This window comes from Neobacillus piezotolerans (assembly GCF_003362805.1).
In the GTDB taxonomy this organism is placed as follows: domain Bacteria; phylum Bacillota; class Bacilli; order Bacillales; family Cytobacillaceae; genus Bacillus_D; species Bacillus_D piezotolerans.
This window is the reverse complement of the sequence record NZ_QNQT01000001.1, coordinates 12,442-27,168: the sequence shown is the minus strand read 5'-3', so window position 1 is coordinate 27,168 and position 14,727 is coordinate 12,442. Positions and strand designations below refer to the sequence as shown.

The 14,727-nt window shown below is 45.2% G+C and carries 18 protein-coding genes and 1 riboswitch; of the genes, 8 read left to right on the top strand and 10 right to left on the bottom strand.

Annotation, left to right across the window (positions count from 1 at the left end; translation table 11 throughout):
• The first annotated feature begins 29 nt into the window (after positions 1 to 29).
• The 3 genes from DRW41_RS00165 to DRW41_RS00155 all read left to right on the top strand — a co-directional run bounded on the left by DRW41_RS00165 (position 30) and on the right by DRW41_RS00155 (position 1,193).
• Complete coding sequence (locus DRW41_RS00165) at positions 30 to 476, top strand: hypothetical protein (protein WP_115449940.1); 447 nt, start codon at positions 30 to 32, stop codon at positions 474 to 476.
• A 290-nt stretch (positions 477 to 766) separates the two neighbouring features.
• Positions 767 to 964, top strand: a complete 198-nt coding sequence (locus DRW41_RS22750; RefSeq protein WP_115449939.1) for a hypothetical protein — start codon at positions 767 to 769, stop codon at positions 962 to 964.
• A gap of 31 nt (positions 965 to 995) precedes the next feature.
• A complete protein-coding gene (locus DRW41_RS00155) occupies positions 996 to 1,193 on the top strand; it encodes a hypothetical protein (RefSeq protein ID WP_115449938.1) in 198 nt (65 codons plus the stop codon).
• Between the two features lie 114 nt (positions 1,194 to 1,307).
• On the opposite strand, the gene DRW41_RS00150 is transcribed toward DRW41_RS00155, so the two are convergent.
• Together DRW41_RS00150 and DRW41_RS00145 are read right to left on the bottom strand one after the other, a co-directional pair.
• Positions 1,308 to 2,600: an Nramp family divalent metal transporter gene (locus tag DRW41_RS00150; RefSeq protein WP_115449937.1), complete on the bottom strand. Its 1,293-nt coding sequence runs from the start codon at positions 2,598 to 2,600 to the stop codon at positions 1,308 to 1,310.
• Positions 2,601 to 2,828: 228 nt separating this feature from the next.
• Positions 2,829 to 3,284: a GNAT family N-acetyltransferase gene (locus DRW41_RS00145; protein WP_115449936.1), complete on the bottom strand. Its 456-nt coding sequence runs from the start codon at positions 3,282 to 3,284 to the stop codon at positions 2,829 to 2,831.
• Between the two features lie 193 nt (positions 3,285 to 3,477).
• Here DRW41_RS00145 and DRW41_RS00140 point away from each other — a divergent pair, with 193 nt between their 5' ends.
• Positions 3,478 to 3,891, top strand: a complete 414-nt coding sequence (locus tag DRW41_RS00140; protein ID WP_115449935.1) for an ester cyclase — start codon at positions 3,478 to 3,480, stop codon at positions 3,889 to 3,891.
• 55 nt (positions 3,892 to 3,946) lie between these two features.
• On the opposite strand, the gene DRW41_RS00135 is transcribed toward DRW41_RS00140, so the two are convergent.
• The 6 genes from DRW41_RS00135 to DRW41_RS00110 all read right to left on the bottom strand — a co-directional run bounded on the left by DRW41_RS00135 (position 3,947) and on the right by DRW41_RS00110 (position 8,528).
• Positions 3,947 to 4,735 carry a TatD family hydrolase gene (locus DRW41_RS00135; protein ID WP_115449934.1) on the bottom strand — a complete coding sequence of 263 codons (789 nt, stop codon included), beginning with the start codon at positions 4,733 to 4,735 and terminating at the stop codon, positions 3,947 to 3,949.
• Positions 4,722 to 5,480 carry an ABC transporter ATP-binding protein gene (locus tag DRW41_RS00130; protein ID WP_115449933.1) on the bottom strand — a complete coding sequence of 253 codons (759 nt, stop codon included), beginning with the start codon at positions 5,478 to 5,480 and terminating at the stop codon, positions 4,722 to 4,724. The genes DRW41_RS00135 and DRW41_RS00130 overlap by 14 nt, the downstream gene beginning before the upstream one ends.
• Positions 5,480 to 6,241, bottom strand: a complete 762-nt coding sequence (locus DRW41_RS00125) for an ABC transporter permease (RefSeq protein ID WP_115449932.1) — start codon at positions 6,239 to 6,241, stop codon at positions 5,480 to 5,482. The genes DRW41_RS00130 and DRW41_RS00125 overlap by 1 nt, the downstream gene beginning before the upstream one ends.
• Positions 6,238 to 6,531, bottom strand: a complete 294-nt coding sequence (locus DRW41_RS00120) for a thiamine-binding protein (protein WP_115449931.1) — start codon at positions 6,529 to 6,531, stop codon at positions 6,238 to 6,240. Before DRW41_RS00120 ends, DRW41_RS00125 begins: the two co-directional genes overlap by 4 nt.
• Before the next feature lie 13 nt (positions 6,532 to 6,544).
• Positions 6,545 to 7,537 (bottom strand): ABC transporter substrate-binding protein, encoded by a 993-nt coding sequence (locus DRW41_RS00115; RefSeq protein ID WP_115449930.1) that lies wholly within the window; start codon positions 7,535 to 7,537, stop codon positions 6,545 to 6,547.
• 168 nt (positions 7,538 to 7,705) lie between these two features.
• A riboswitch (TPP riboswitch) is annotated at positions 7,706 to 7,813 on the bottom strand.
• Positions 7,814 to 7,874: 61 nt separating this feature from the next.
• On the bottom strand, positions 7,875 to 8,528 hold the full coding sequence (locus DRW41_RS00110; protein ID WP_281272279.1) for a DsbA family oxidoreductase: 654 nt from the start codon (positions 8,526 to 8,528) through the stop codon (positions 7,875 to 7,877).
• 189 nt (positions 8,529 to 8,717) lie between these two features.
• Between DRW41_RS00110 and DRW41_RS00105 the strand changes: the two genes are divergently transcribed.
• Together DRW41_RS00105 and DRW41_RS22745 are read left to right on the top strand one after the other, a co-directional pair.
• Positions 8,718 to 8,981, top strand: a complete 264-nt coding sequence (locus DRW41_RS00105) for a hypothetical protein (protein WP_115449928.1) — start codon at positions 8,718 to 8,720, stop codon at positions 8,979 to 8,981.
• Between the two features lie 189 nt (positions 8,982 to 9,170).
• A complete protein-coding gene (locus DRW41_RS22745; protein WP_181884346.1) occupies positions 9,171 to 9,350 on the top strand; it encodes a hypothetical protein in 180 nt (59 codons plus the stop codon).
• 101 nt (positions 9,351 to 9,451) lie between these two features.
• Here DRW41_RS22745 and DRW41_RS00100 read toward each other — a convergent pair whose 3' ends face one another.
• On the bottom strand, positions 9,452 to 10,312 hold the full coding sequence (locus DRW41_RS00100; protein WP_115449927.1) for an AraC family transcriptional regulator: 861 nt from the start codon (positions 10,310 to 10,312) through the stop codon (positions 9,452 to 9,454).
• A 219-nt stretch (positions 10,313 to 10,531) separates the two neighbouring features.
• Between DRW41_RS00100 and DRW41_RS00095 the strand changes: the two genes are divergently transcribed.
• Positions 10,532 to 11,350 (top strand): cobalamin-binding protein, encoded by an 819-nt coding sequence (locus tag DRW41_RS00095; RefSeq protein ID WP_115449926.1) that lies wholly within the window; start codon positions 10,532 to 10,534, stop codon positions 11,348 to 11,350.
• Between the two features lie 151 nt (positions 11,351 to 11,501).
• Here the strand turns inward: DRW41_RS00095 and DRW41_RS00090 are convergent, their stop codons facing one another.
• On the bottom strand, positions 11,502 to 12,662 hold the full coding sequence (locus tag DRW41_RS00090) for a DUF4317 domain-containing protein (RefSeq protein WP_115449925.1): 1,161 nt from the start codon (positions 12,660 to 12,662) through the stop codon (positions 11,502 to 11,504).
• Positions 12,663 to 12,898: 236 nt separating this feature from the next.
• On the opposite strand from DRW41_RS00090, the gene DRW41_RS00085 reads away from it, so the two are divergent.
• Entirely contained in the window at positions 12,899 to 14,710 is a 1,812-nt protein-coding gene (locus DRW41_RS00085) for a S41 family peptidase (protein ID WP_115449924.1), read from the top strand.
• Positions 14,711 to 14,727: the final 17 nt, after the last annotated feature.

Sequence of the window (14,727 nt, the reverse complement as noted above, 5' to 3'; positions counted from 1 at the left end):
GTAATGAAATTTACTTACTGGAGGTTCTTATGAGAAGAATTGCCTTGTTATTTCTTTTACTTTTATTTATGATTTCCACCTCAGTTCAAGCATTATCTTGGGCTTACCCTTTTGTTGTTTGGGAAGGAAAGGTTTATGAGGTCAAACGAGAAGAACTCATAGAAAAAAATAAGATTGGTAAAACCATAGGAAAAGTTAAGACCAAACCAGATGATATGACGGGCAGCCATTACGGAAATGCTTCAAATTATTACCCAGTAGGCACAAAATATTATGAAATAAAAGGGACATCCCCTTCCGTTGCAATTGCTGTAAGAGAAGATAACCGTTGGGTAAAGGCGGTTTATGCTCATAAAGCACCTTTTCACATAATGAATATACTCACTAACTTTTATTTCATTTTTTCAATTTTAGTTATTATCCTGTTTATCTTCAGGGCCATATTGAGAAATAAAACGGCTAAAAAACAGGGGTGAGTTATAGACAAGGAACGTTTTTCATCACTATTGAATAAGGAGGATTGTCAATATGTAGGAGATAGCTGGTTTACTTCTGATTTTAATAACTCTGCTATCAATCGAAGGACAGCTTAAAAAGAATAATAAACAAAATGCCGAAATAATTGTATTACAGAATGAAATAAAAAAAATGGTTCGAGGTAAAAAGGGAGTTGGGAAATCTGGGTAATAGAAGAAAGTGGCTTTTTCGACTTTCAATTTGCTTAAACGTCATACTTGCCGCCTTGCTAACTTGGAATCATATTATAATGAATTTTGCCATTGATCAGATTTCCATAATGGGTGTGCAGAATGATTTAGTGGAATTGGAAGGGATAATCGCCTATCAAATGGAGAAAGGTTGGCCGGATCCGAATCTTGTTACAACAGAATTGGGAGATGTATTGGATGGGCTAGCGATTGGCGTTACAATTGGCGAATATGCAGGAACAATTTTCACAAACTGAACGGGAAATTCTTTAAAAACTCTCTATTAAATTGGCCCAATATCCACATGACAAATTATATGCTTTTTCTGAGGTAACCGAAGAAGACAAACAAAACTTCGAAAAATTAAGGGCCAAACTCCGGGATGCCGGGCTTGGTATGAACATAACAATTCATGAAAATATGGATTATTTTATTCAACAAACCAAGCGGTTAGAGAACAATATTGATGTCCCGCTAAATTGGTAGATTGTACAACAAAAACCCTCCTCAGCTTGGAAAAGGGCTAGTTATTAATTCAGAAAAAGCAGCAAGTCTTGGAATGTCTTCCTTCCAATACCTTCTGCTTTTTCTTTTATTGGTTTAACCCAAAAACGTTTCCCCGAGAAGGAATAAGTTTAGGGCGATGATGACGGCAGCGATGACCCAGGCTGTAATGGTGGTGATTTTCTTGTTGACGAGTCCTCCCATGATCTTTTTGCTGCTTGTGAACATGACCAGCGGAATTAACGCGAACGCGATCCCGAACGACAGGACGACTTGGCTGAAGACGAGCGCCTTTGTCGGATTGATGCCAAGGACAATGATGGTTAGCGGCGGCAGCATTGTGATGAAGCGCCTTAAGTAAACCGGAATTCTCCGCCTGATGAACCCCTGCATGATGACATCTCCGGACATCGTCCCAACCGAGGAGCTCGAAAGGCCGGCGAGCAAGAGCCCTATGCCGAAACAGATGGCGGAATGCTGGCCAAGCAAATGGCCAAATTGGTTATAGGCTACATCCAAATCCTCAACCTTCAGGCCCGTTTTATGGAAAAGCGCGGCCGCGACAATCAGCATGCTCGCGTTAATCCCGCCGGCAACAACCATGGCGATAATAACATCGATTGTTTCAAACTTGAAGATCCGTTTCTTCTCACGCTCATTTTTTCCCACAATCCGTTTCTGGGTTAAGGCAGAATGCAGGTAAATCGCATGCGGCATGACGGTCGCCCCAAGCATCCCGGCCGCGAGAAGGATACTATCGACCCCCTCGAACTTCGGCACGAACAGTCCCGCCATAAGTGGCGCCGCTTCCGGCTTGGCGTCGAAAACCTGGATGCCAAATGCGATGACCACGACGAAAATCATTCCGGTTATGATCGCTTCAAGCGGACGGACCCCCCGCCTTTGCAGTTCAAGGATTGCGAATGACCCAACAGCCGCAAGGAGCGCAGCCATGATCATCGGAATATCGAAGAGCAAATACAATCCCAATGCGGCCCCGATAAATTCCGCCAGGTCGGTCGCCATGACAACAAGTTCCGCCTGAATCCAAAGCAGGATGGACGTTCGCTTGGAAAATTGGTCCCGGCATACTTCCGGAAGGTTTTTTCCTGTTGCGATGCCGAGTTTCGCCGACATAACCTGGATCAGCACCGCCATTAAATTTGAAGCGAGGATAACCCAGAGCAATTTATAGCCATATTGCGAGCCGGCCGCGATGTTCGTGGCATAGTTTCCCGGGTCGATATAGGCGACCGCCGCGATGAAAGCAGGACCAAGGAACGGCAGCAGCCCCCTTAATCCATTGGCGTTTCCCGACAGTGACTTGGCCGCACTGATTTCCAGGCCATGATTCCACTTTCTTGCGGTACTCTCCTGATGCACACCCATTTTTATCCCATCTCACTTTCTTTACTGTTTGACAGAATGTTTCCTCAGGATAACTTTTTTAAGTAATATTAATTTTATGTTGATGTACAAGAAATTGTCAAACTTTTTTATTAAAAAATTAACAATAACAGCGAGCATGACAGATTGGTTTTTTGAAATTATATCGATTAATTCGTTAACTTAGTAAGGGCCGAAACCATAAAAAAACCCTCCTCCGCTGGAAAAGGGTTAAAAATTATATTTAATCATTAAATACCTTGGGTCGCCGTTCTCATCCTCGTACGGTCTGAGGATTTCGTAGCCGTTCCGCTCGTAGAAGGCGACTGCGGATACATTCATGCCACTTGCCTGAAGGATGCAATAGCCCGGGTCCTTTACTCCTTTTTCAAAATGGTCGAGGAGCAGTTTGCCGTACCCTTTTCCCCTTAGCTTACCCGAAACGAACATCTGCGACAAATAGCCGGATCCTTCCTTGTACTGGGCCAGGTAGAAACCGGAAACCTCTTCATTTTCCAGGAGGACAAAGGCTTTCCATTCAGGGTTTTCGAGCGCCTCATGATACCAGGAAAGGATCATGTCGTAGAACTCCTTGTTGAACACCATGTTCCTGAAGTTCATGCTATAAAGCTCTTTTTGGGCCTGGAGGATTTTCGGTATATGTGTGATGGCCATTGGCACAATCATGGCGGCGCGCTCCGTTCTCTGTTTATCTCCCTCTATTTTAGCCGAAACCTTCAGTTTTTTTAAATGATTTACTTGTGAGGACCAAAGTTCGGAGATTCATCTCGGATTGTTTTCTTTCTTTTAAAAATAGATTCATCATCTTTTCATAAAAGGTATTTAATCGCATATATCATAAATTGAAAGGGGAGATACTATGTCCTATAAAGAAATTGTTCAGCGTTTTCATGACGAGGTGTTAAACGAAAGAAAGTATGAGAATACCAGTGAGTTTGTTTCACCTCAATTTGTTTTTTGCTCAAACAACAGCCCTGCGTCAGAAGGAATGGAGTCGTTTCGAAAGTATATGAGTGTTTTTCAAGATGGTTTTCCTGACCTGACATTTGAAACCTTGCATATGGCGGAGGAAGGGGATGTGGTTTATCTTTATTGGAAAGGAAGCGGAAATAATACAGCTTCATTGATGGGAATGCCGCCAACGAATAAATATGTCGAGATACAAGGCATTTCCCTATTTGAACTAGATCAAGGAAAGATTAAAATGAACCGGGTTGTTTTCAATACAGTAGACATGTTCCAACAGCTTGGTGTTAATCCGCCACAACTATAACAGTAAACATATAAGAGACACTGATTAATTTGAATCGGTGTCTCTTTTTTAGTTTTCAAAAGATATCCTTAAGCTTGTAAAAACGTTTTGTATTCGCATGAAGGATGGAGCTCGCTTGTTCAACAGGAATTCCCTTTATGAACGCCAGCTCTTTCACAACATCAAGGATCATAGCGGGATGAGTCATTTTTCCGGAAAACCTTCCTTCAAACGGCCAAGGTCCGTCCGTTTCCGCCATCATTAACTGCAAAGGATACTGATCGGCAACCTCCCTCGTTTCTTTTTCATATAAAACATCAGGAGTGAACGAAACATGATACCCATTCGCAATCATCCGCTCAACTGTTTTCTTGTCACCTTTAAACCAATGGAAATGCGCTTTCTCGATGTTATGCTTTTCCAAGAGCCCGCAGGCAATTGGTGCGTCATCGTAAACGGCGTGCAGGATGACTGGCTTGTTAAACTTATTTGCAAATAGGATGAACTGCTCAAGCAATTCTACATATCTTTCATACGAAAAAGCGCCCGTCTTGTCCTCGGCACGCAAATAATACGGCAGGCCGACCTCGCCAATCGCAGCCATTTTTTCTTTATTGCCACCGATCCATGTGAACAGCTTATCGAGCTCTGAATCGGAAGGAAGCTGCTGCTCCGGGTGGTAGCCGAATGCCGGAAGAATCCGCGGGCAGTTCTCAAAGAGCCTCAGGTTTTCCGTGCAGGAAGCCAGGTCCATCGAAACGGAAATCAAAGCCTCAACCTGATTTTCCCCTAAGCTATTGATGATCCGCTCTCGTTCGTCCTTTGGATATTTGTCCAAATGGATATGCGCATCAATGGCTTTCATGCGTTTCTCCTTCTTTCATGGCACCGTAAATCTCGCGTTTTAGCTGTAAAAAGGAATCATCCAGCAGAAGCCGGTCGGTCCTTGGCCGATTGAGCGGTACCTTAAATTCTTTTATGACTTTCGCTGGACGCGGTGACAAAAGCACAATCCTATCTGATAAAAACAGCGCCTCTTCAATATTGTGGGTGATGAACAGGACAGACTTCCGTTTTTCTTCCCAGATGGCCAGGAGCCATTTTTGCATATCGAACCGTGTAAATTCGTCGAGCGCGGAAAACGGTTCATCGAGCAGCATGATTGGCTGCGGAGAAAGGAGCGCACGAATGAACGCGACCCGCTGCTTCATTCCTCCAGAGAGCTGGTGCGGGTAGGCATTTTCATAGCCTGATAGTCCAACTTTGGCAAGCCATGTTCGCACTTCTGATTCATCCGTCCTGCCGGCAAGTTCCTGGGCGAGGAGGACATTATTTAAAACAGTCCGCCACGGAAGCAGAGAGGCCTGCTGTGGCATATAGGAAATGTTTCCGGTTTCCCCGTTAATCCTCCTCCCCTCCAGAAAAATGTCTCCCCCTTCCGGCTTCAGCAAACCGCCAATCGTTTGAAAAATAGTGCTTTTCCCGCTTCCCGACGGGCCGATGATTGAAACAAATTCACCATCGTTTACATGAAGCGAAATTCCATTCAGGACAAGGCCCGTTTCTTTAAATGAATGGGTAATATTTTCAAGCCTGATTTTCGCTTCCATCACTGATCTCCCTCCCGTGCCCATTTGATGACTGTTTTTTCAAGCAGAGTAATGAGGCTGTATAACAGCATACTCAAGATTACAATAATGAAAATGGCAATAAAAACACGATCGGTACGGAACGCCGAGGACGAAAGGGTCATAAATACGCCGATTCCCTTTTCCGCGCCGAGCCACTCGGAAATGACAGCACCCATCACACTGTACGTTGCCGATATTTTCAAGCCCGAGAATAGCGGCGGCAATGCGTTTGGAAACTGGACTTTCGAAAACAACTGGAAAGACGTCGCACCGGACATTTTCATGTAATGGACGAGCTCTCTTGGCGCATTCCTGAATCCGTCCAAAAGTGCGATTGTTATTGGGAAGAAGCAAACGAGCGTTATGATGATCAGCTTAGGCAGGTAGCCGAAGCCAAACCAGATGACTAACAGCGGCGCAAGGACGATGATTGGGACATTTTGCGAGATGATTAAAAAGGGATACAGCGCCATCCGTAATGGCGGTACGAGGTGCAGCACTGTCGCGATGATAAAACCGATCGATGCCCCAAGCAGAAGCCCTGAAGCAGCAAGCATCACCGTTGAACCTACATCCGGCAAAAATAGCTGGTAATTCGTGAATGCTTCTTTAAAAATAGCCGTCGGTGCTGGCAGAAGCCAAGCCGGAATTTCAAAAAGGGAAGCCAGCCCTTCCCAAACCATGAAGAAAAGGAGGAGCACCGCAATCGGGCTCCACCCTATGTTCCCAAACCTTTTCATCCGCGGTACTTCTCCGTTAACCGGTCCATCGTAATGCCATCCGGCTGGTAGAGGATTTTTACCTGAGAAATGACATTCGGCGTTCCAAGTTCAATCATTCTTACATTCATCTTTTCAATCACGCCTAGCAGCTGGCTAAGTTCGCCTTCCATCGTTGTTTCCAACGGGTGGACCTCGTACTTCACTCCTGATTGGTCAATTACCTCAATTGCGGCATCGACTAATTTTATCGTCTCCTCTATCGTCCCAGTTTTCGGTATAATTTGGATGCTCACAAGCGCATTCGCCATCATTTACTCCTCCTTATTCAGGTAAAAATTCGTTTGTAAAAGCTTTTTCGGCTTCGAGTTCCTTTTCTAGAAGGCCGTTTTCGAACATCCATTGGCTATAATTTTCCCATATTTCAAGCTTCTGTTCGCCCCACCGCTTTGCATCGTCCTGATACTTTGGCGCGAGCCATTCCTGGCTTTTTTTCACAAGTTCAGAATCAAGGTCAGGAACCGCTTTCAGTAAAATATCAGCACTCTCGGATGGATTCTTAATTGCAAATTGGTAACCCTCGGAAACCGCGGCGACGAATGCCTCCACTGTCTCAGGGTCGTTCTTAATCATTTTTTCATTTGTGGCGATGACAGGCGTGTAATAGTCGAGCTTCTCGGAATGGTCGGTCAAGTAAACCATGTTGATTGGTTCGTTCCGCAGCTCCGCCTCAATCCCAGTCCATGCATAGTAAATCCATGCGAAATCTATGTCCCGCTTTACAGCCGTGAAGAAGTCGGAATCGCCCATGTTGACGATTTTCACTTTGTCCACGTCTGCATTTTCCTGCTTCATCAACAGGCTCAAAACCGCTTTTTCGACTGGCGATCCCCAGCCGCCGTACGTTTTGCCTTCAAAGTCCTTAGGAGATGTTATGTTTTTCGCTTTTGGTGAAGCGAATCCGGACGTGTTGTGCTGGATAACAGCCGCAACCGACACAAGCGGAACGCCCTGAATTCTGGCCTGGGTAATCGATTCCTGGTAGCTAACCCCGAATTCCGATTTACCGGACGCAACCAGCTGGTCGGCGCCCGCCTCGCCAGGAAGGATAATGTCGACATCAAGCCCATGTTTTTTAAAATAACCCTTCTCTTTTGCGACATAAATCCCTGTATGGTTCGTGTTCGGCGCCCAATCAAGGACAATCTTGACCTTCTTCAACGATTCTGCGGTGCCTGGCTCCTTTTTGTCCGCTGAACAGGCGGCAAGGCCCAGTGCCAGTAATACTGTGGATAATGCAATAAGCAGCTTTCTCATGATTTTCCCCTCTCATCTGTTTTTTTGACAATGAAGCGGAAAAGATGGTCGGGTTAAGAAATGTATGTACATGTAGGCTAGTTGGATTTATATTTTTGCTAGCAAGCCAATTAAAAAAGCGCACGGGTTATCCCGAGCGCATAAAAAAATTCATAATAGGCGAATAAACGTCTACTAGAAGATGTTCCCTACGCTGGTACTATCCAGATCAGGTAAAAGGGTCAGCATCTTTGGATACTATCTCAGCCGGCACCACCGGCTCCCCTACATTTCCGAGCTTCAATTGTCACCATTACTATATAAGAAAAATGTTGAGCCGTCCAGAAAAGAGGCATGCCTACTTCTTCGGGATTTCGCAGCCATCGTCGTCACACATGTCTCCACCCATGTTATTTAAGACGACGATTTTATCCTCAGCAAGTACTTTTTCCAATGCCTGGACAAACACTTCTGCTGGCTGGGCACCGGAAAGAGCGTACTTTTTATTTATGAGAAAGAATGGGACACCGGAAATGCCATACTGACGCGCAGTTTGTTCATCGGCACGTACTTCCTCTGCCATCCCGCCACTAGCCAACATGTTGGATACTTCTTCCCGGTCAAGTCCGACTTCCACCGCTAGGTCCGTCAATGTTTCATGGTCGCCAATATGTTTGGATTCCGTGAAATAGGCGCGGAGAATCCTTTCTGTCATTTCTTTCATTAAACCTTTCGTTTTTGCAAACATCGTCAAACGGTGGGCGTCAAAGGTGTTGGTCAAAATCATTGTATCCATATTGTACTCAAGTCCAACTTCCTTCGCCATTCTCACCACATTTTCAGTGTTTGCTTTGGCCTGAGCAATGCTCATCCCGTATTTTCTCGCCAACATTTCATACATATTCTCTTTAATATCACGGCCCGCATTCGGGTCCAGTTCAAAGCACCGATATGTTACTTCTATTGGTTGACCAATCTTCTGAATAGCGTCCTCCAGACGCCTTTTGCCAATATAGCAGAATGGTCAAGCAAAATCTGTCCACATTTCAATCTGCACATGAATCCCTCCAGTCTTTCTTTTTAGTATAGGGGCAAGGCATGGATTTTACACCAAAAATGCTTGGTACGAACCCAGATGGATCTTGGGATTGTTCTTTTCCCAAAGGGTAAAACTAACCCAAACTGAAAAAGGGGCGAAACGATGATAATAGAGGGTAGCATCATTTCGGGTGAATTCGATCCATCAATGAATGAATTTTCTTTGCACAAGGTGAAAAATTTGAACACCCAATCGGTCCTGAAGGAAAACCAATTAACGGCAATTTACAACTATTTAAAAAAACATGAGAACGATGATGACGGGCAAATTATTACGTTGAATGATCAAATGCCTATTCGGCTAACCCGGGAGGAATTGCTAAAATTGGCCGCTGATTTTAAAAAAATCCTGTCCATGTATGACTGAAAAGCGGCTCCGAAACTTTATTTTTTGCGGAAAAAAGACGAAAATAGTCGAAAATAACCTTGATTTAATTTTAACAATCATAAATAATACTGACAGGGAATTGTTTTTTAAAAAAATGCAGGAGACTCCTGCATTCATCCAGTTGTTTTGTCAAAAGAAATATTGTGTAGGCAGTCATGGTTATTTCACATGAATGGGAAGGTAGAAAGTATGAAAGTTAATAAAGAAGAATTAGTCAAGAGGGCCAGTGCAATATTGGGCCGCGATGTGACGCATGAATCAATCATGAAAACGGTTGAGTCCCTGGTGGAAATGCTCGAAAAAGAGAAGGCAGCTGCAGATGAAAGGCAATTTGCAGCAATTAAATAATTTCGGCATATAAAATCTTTTATAATAAGTCATTGGTTAAACCATATTCCCGCTAAAAAGCCCGTTAGGCATACATAATCCTAATGGGCTTTTTTTTCATGCTATTTTTTAATCGGAATCCAGATTTCGCTATAATAATCCTCGGAGTAAGGGTCGGCCGGACTGCAGTATACTTCCAATTCAGGTCCGTCGTCATGCTCATACCCCGTTGCCGGGAACCATTCGGAAAAAATCCTGCCCCAAACCTTTTGTATTGCGTCAGGCATGGCGCCGTGAACAGGAAAAACAGCCCACGTCGCAGATGGTATCTCCCTCTCCTCCCAGTCCTCCGGGAGAACGCTGATATTTTTCTCCGCACCAATCATGTAGGTTAAGTTTTCCTGATCTTTATCAAACTCAACGCAAGCCCCTATTAACCCGAGCTGGCCGCAGTTTTTCACAAGCTCCTTGGACAATCCATTCTCGTTCGATTCAACCCAGTAAGCCGCTATGTTCCGGTTGTTCTCCCCTCCAATGGTAGAAGTCCGGATACTTTTCCCCACTATCGTAAACGCTTCTTTTTCAATAATCCTGTAATCCATTTCCACATCACCCTTCAACTGAATTTGAAAAGAGAGCCTTGGGTACGCCTTCAAGGATTGGCTGCTTTTCTTTGCATCCGACGGGCTGATTCCATGGATGCGCCGAAATGCTTTCGCAAACGATTCAGGACTTTCATATCCGTATTTCATGGACACATCGATTACCCTGGTTTTCTGGTTCACTAGCTCCTGCGCGGCCAATGTGAGCCTGCGATTGCGGATATATTCACTTACGGTATATCCAGTCAGCATACTGAACATCCGTTGAAAGTGAAACTTGGACATACAGGCGACCGCTGCGATGCCATCAATCGAAAGCTCATTGTCCAGATTCTGTTCCATATACTCGATGCTGTCCAGCATCCTTTGAAGACCCTCCATAAACAACCCTCTCCTCTTAAACCCAGTCTACCAGCATCGAACCCGCTCCTCCTGTTCATTCGTGCTCATTTGAATCAGATGGATAGCAGTTTTTACCTGGTGGACTATTTTCGACTTCACTGTGTGTTTTTCCTTTAAAATGAATAACGGTTTCGCTTCATGAACCGCTTTTACTATAATGGTGGGTGTAGAGAAGAACTTATGAGGGGGGTGGTTGCCTTGAAACTAATTTCAATTTGTCCGAGCAATACCGAGCTGGCGGCTTATTTGGGGTTGGCGCCGTCGCTTATTGGGGTGGATGATTTCTCCGACTGGCCAGAGGAAATTAAAGATTTGTCCCGCCTTGGACCAGATTTGAACATTGACATGGATAAGGTTGAGTCACTCCGGCCTGACCTGGTTTTAGCCTCGCTGTCCGTCCCGGGAATGGAGCGAAACATAAAGGAACTTGAGAAAAGGGACATCCCGTATGTTATTGTTCCGAATCCAAAAACATTGAAGGAAGTCGGCGACTGCATCCTGTTTGTCGGCCAAGCTACAAATACGTCCGAAAAGGCTGGCCAGCTTTTTGAAAAATTCAATCGCATTCTCACTTTCTATGAAATTTTAAGCCTCAAGGTAGAAGCGCCTAAAAACGTATACTGGGAGTGGTGGGCAAAGCCGATTTTCACCCCAGGCGCTGCGAACTGGCTCACTGAAATCAGCAGCCTCGCCGGCGGCCGGAATGTTTTTGAAGACCGGCCAGAAGCAAGCGTGCAAACCGATTGGGACGACGTAAAGGAACGGAATCCGGACGTAATTTGTATTGTATGGGTAGGCGTGCACAAAAAGAAGGTCAACCCAAAGGTCATTTTGAAACGCCCAGGCTGGGAAGAAATCTCGGCAATCAAAAACAACCAGCTGCACATACTAGATGAACCGCTTTATTGCAGGCCGTCGCCCCTATTGCTGAACGGCCTTGCGCAAATCGCCCACATTCTGCATCCTGGCATTTATCCTCCATTCGTTGAGGGGAAAGATTTGTTAATCAATTTTTAAAGAAACCTTGAGGGATTGGCTAGGCTTTCTGCGTGGAGAGGCTTTCTTCGTTACGGTTGCTCTTAAGAACCTCCCTCAAGAATCACTGCTATATAGAAAAAGCATGCTCCTTTCTTCAAATAAGAGGCATGCTTTTTGTTATTATTCCAAACTACAAAGATACATTTTCCAACTGGAATCCTTCAACCACCGCGTCTTCCTCGACTTCAAGCAGGAGGCAGCGTTTTCCGTTGATAGTCACGTACCGGACATTTTTCAAGTCCTCGGGACTGATTGTCACGGTTGCGACCTTGGTATTGATTTTGACTGTTTTCGGGACGAGGCTGCTTGCCTTGATTTCTTTTTTCTCATTGTCGAGGACGTTTTTAAATGCAAATTCAACTTTTTCGGATGTGATGTCCTTGACGCCGCTGTCTGCCAAAATCCGTTCGACATCATGGTAATCAAGCATCGGTGCCTCAATCTCTTCGGCCTCCGCTGCTTCCTTAACGACCTTGTTGATTTCACTGTAGATGTTTGAGAGCACTTCCGTCTCGACCTTTTCTCCAATCAGCGTCTGCAGGACCTGTTCGAAATTGTCCTTTTCTTCTTTTGCCGTGTTTATTGGCTCGCATGAGAGGACGTGTTCAACGAAATGCGGCGAAGGCTGGTTCGGCTTTCCGGCGGAATAAAGGATATGGTTCACATCCGCCGCCCCCTGGTTGAATGTCGGGAAAAGGAATCCGAACATTGGCGCCGACAGATTGATGATCGGGTCGACGGCGCTGCTCGCCTTGAACGCCTTCTCGATGTAATCGAAGATGAGCGCGGACTTTGGTTGGTCGGTCCGGTTCAGGCTGCAAAGGATGAATTTATGGGCAAATACTTCATCATCGCCCCCCTCTTCGGAATCCGTACTCCTCATTCTCGTTTGGATTCTGAATTCGCCGCGGATGAACGTGACAACCGTATCCATTTCATAAAAAAGCCCGTCGAACAATTTTGCTACAATCGCGAGCATACCTTCCTGCCAGGCCGCGGTGTCGGCGTAATGCAGGCTTTCAAACAGAATGGTCTGGGTACTGCCTTCCTCCCCGCGCCTGAATTTTAAATCAAACAGCTTGGAATCCAGCTGCCCCGCCACAACCTTCTTAAAGTTTTCCATGAAAAGCTCCTGCTGGAATTGCTCCAGCATCCCGAATGGATGGCTTTCCATATGATAGATTTCCGATGTTTCCTTTTTTACATAAACATTGAAAATTTCCGTGATATTCAAGCGTTCATTGTCTATTTTGAATTGTTTCCGAACCGTGCTGACATCTTTATTGTTCAAGTGAATTCTCCTCTCTCAGAAAGTTGATTTTACCACTCGCAATCTATCGATTCAAGGTCGTAGGCCGTTTTTTAAAAAAGCAATAGGCAGAAAAACATACGGTTTTAGCCTCTTAATTTTATGCTTGTTTCTGCACTTTTTTCCTATTAATTTCTCTGTAAATCTATCTCGCACTCCTATTACTGGTCTATAATGGAAGATAAGGAAATTTTCAACCAGGGGGATTTTTTTAAAAAATGGACAGGAAGAAATTACGCATCTTTGGATTGATCTTGATTGTTGGTTTGGCCATCGTTGGCTTAAATTTCGTGCCCGACGACGAAGCTGCCACAACTGTGAAAAAACAAAACATTGAACGCCGTGTTGCCAACCTGGATGCCTTTGGGCGTATGTACGGATATGTGCGTTATTTCCACCCGAGCGATGAATCGGCCGGGCTTAACTGGGACCGGTTTGCGGTGTACGGAGCAGGCCGGGTGAAGGATGCCGCGGATGACGAAGAATTAAAGAAAGCGCTAGAGGAATTATTTTTGCCAATCGCGCCTTCATTGGTGATTACCGAAAAAGGAAAAAAGGCCGCGAAACCACGGGAACCACAAAAAAGTGCGGAAGTAATCGCCTGGCAGCACTATGGGCCGCCTGGGACAGATACTCACTTTTTTAAAAGCAGCAGGGTCCACGCTTACCTTATTGATGGTGCGTATTCATTTGATGATGGAATGTTATTTCCAAACTATCCAAAGCTTGAAGAAAAATACAACTTTACTTTAAATGAGTCACTTCGCATTTCCATGCCGCTCATCCTGTATGTCGAGAACGGCAAAACACTCGGCACTACGGAAAAAAGCTGGAACAAGTTTGAAAAGCTAAAAGAGGCGCTCGCTGGCATGGACCCGAATCTGACGAGCGAAGATGAGGATGTCCGGTTTGCTGGGGTGATTACCACCTGGAACCTCCTTGCCCACTTCCAGCCTTCCGACCCGACTACAGCCCGTAAAATAAGAGGGAGCCTCGCCGCCGTGCTGAAGGACGCTGCCGATGACAGCACACGGGAAGAATATATCGAAACTATCGCCCTTCTTTTAGAAAAAACAGGGGACGGCATGGCGGAGAATACATTTATCAGCGCTCACTCCAGATGGGAGCGCCTGCCATTCGCGCTTGATATTGTGGAGGGCAAGCTAATCGTCACAGCCGCGGACCGAATGGCCAATGTGAAAGTTGGCGACATCGTTGAAAAGGTAAACGGAGCCGGCTGGGTTGAATACTTGGACAAGCAAGCGAGTAAGATTCCAGGTTCATCTCAGTACAAGGGCTGGCGGGCAATCGATAAAATCACTGAAATGGATGAAGTAAAGCTGGGGATCAGGCGGGAAGGCCTTGTCTTTGACGTCACGGTGGATAGGAGCCGCTACGGGCTTTTTGATGAATTCAACCGTACCGTTACCTTTAAAGAACTCGGGGAAGGAATCTATTATATAAATATGACGGATGACGCCCGGAGAGCGGTTGAAGCAAATGCGGAAGTACTCATCCAGGCGAAAGGGATTGTTGTTGACCTACGGAATCCACAATACGATGCAGAGTTTTTCGAAAAACTTATCGGGCAGCTGCTGGATAAGCCGGTTAAGGGGCCAGTTCTAAAAATAATGCAAACAATCTACCCTTATCAGTGGAAATCAACATACATCGGAATCCAGGATGAACTCACGCCACAAGAGCCGTCCTTCAATGGGAAGGCAGTATTTCTTGCGTACAGCGGTACAAAAGCCATGGCTGAAACCCTTATTGGCTATATAAAAGATAACGGGCTTGGGACGATTGTTGGCCAAGATACAGCGGGCGCGCACGGATATTTGCAAATGTACCCAATCAACGGGAACCTGAGGGGCGTAATGACAGGCACAGAGACGTTCAATGCCGAGGGTAAATCCACTTTTAAGTTTGGGATTAAACCTGATGTTTTCGTTTTCCGGACAATGGATGGCGTCCTAAAAGGCGTTGACGAGTATGTTGAGAAAGCAATTGAAGTAATTGAGGGAAATTAAGCATTTCATAGGAGGCT

Excerpts from the sequence above, each read along its gene's own strand:
- DRW41_RS00165 (WP_115449940.1), top strand. The coding sequence starts at position 30 with ATGAGAAGAATTGCCTTGTTATTTCTTTTACTTTTATTTATGATTTCC.
- DRW41_RS22750 (WP_115449939.1), top strand. The coding sequence starts at position 767 with ATGAATTTTGCCATTGATCAGATTTCCATAATGGGTGTGCAGAATGAT.
- DRW41_RS00150 (WP_115449937.1), bottom strand. The coding sequence starts at position 2,600 with ATGGGTGTGCATCAGGAGAGTACCGCAAGAAAGTGGAATCATGGCCTG.
- DRW41_RS00145 (WP_115449936.1), bottom strand. The coding sequence starts at position 3,284 with ATGATTGTGCCAATGGCCATCACACATATACCGAAAATCCTCCAGGCC.
- DRW41_RS00140 (WP_115449935.1), top strand. The coding sequence starts at position 3,478 with ATGTCCTATAAAGAAATTGTTCAGCGTTTTCATGACGAGGTGTTAAAC.
- DRW41_RS00135 (WP_115449934.1), bottom strand. The coding sequence starts at position 4,735 with ATGAAAGCCATTGATGCGCATATCCATTTGGACAAATATCCAAAGGAC.
- DRW41_RS00130 (WP_115449933.1), bottom strand. The coding sequence starts at position 5,480 with ATGGAAGCGAAAATCAGGCTTGAAAATATTACCCATTCATTTAAAGAA.
- DRW41_RS00125 (WP_115449932.1), bottom strand. The coding sequence starts at position 6,241 with ATGAAAAGGTTTGGGAACATAGGGTGGAGCCCGATTGCGGTGCTCCTC.
- DRW41_RS00120 (WP_115449931.1), bottom strand. The coding sequence starts at position 6,531 with ATGGCGAATGCGCTTGTGAGCATCCAAATTATACCGAAAACTGGGACG.
- DRW41_RS00115 (WP_115449930.1), bottom strand. The coding sequence starts at position 7,537 with ATGAGAAAGCTGCTTATTGCATTATCCACAGTATTACTGGCACTGGGC.
- DRW41_RS00105 (WP_115449928.1), top strand. The coding sequence starts at position 8,718 with ATGATAATAGAGGGTAGCATCATTTCGGGTGAATTCGATCCATCAATG.
- DRW41_RS22745 (WP_181884346.1), top strand. The coding sequence starts at position 9,171 with ATGAATGGGAAGGTAGAAAGTATGAAAGTTAATAAAGAAGAATTAGTC.
- DRW41_RS00100 (WP_115449927.1), bottom strand. The coding sequence starts at position 10,312 with ATGGAGGGTCTTCAAAGGATGCTGGACAGCATCGAGTATATGGAACAG.
- DRW41_RS00085 (WP_115449924.1), top strand. The coding sequence starts at position 12,899 with ATGGACAGGAAGAAATTACGCATCTTTGGATTGATCTTGATTGTTGGT.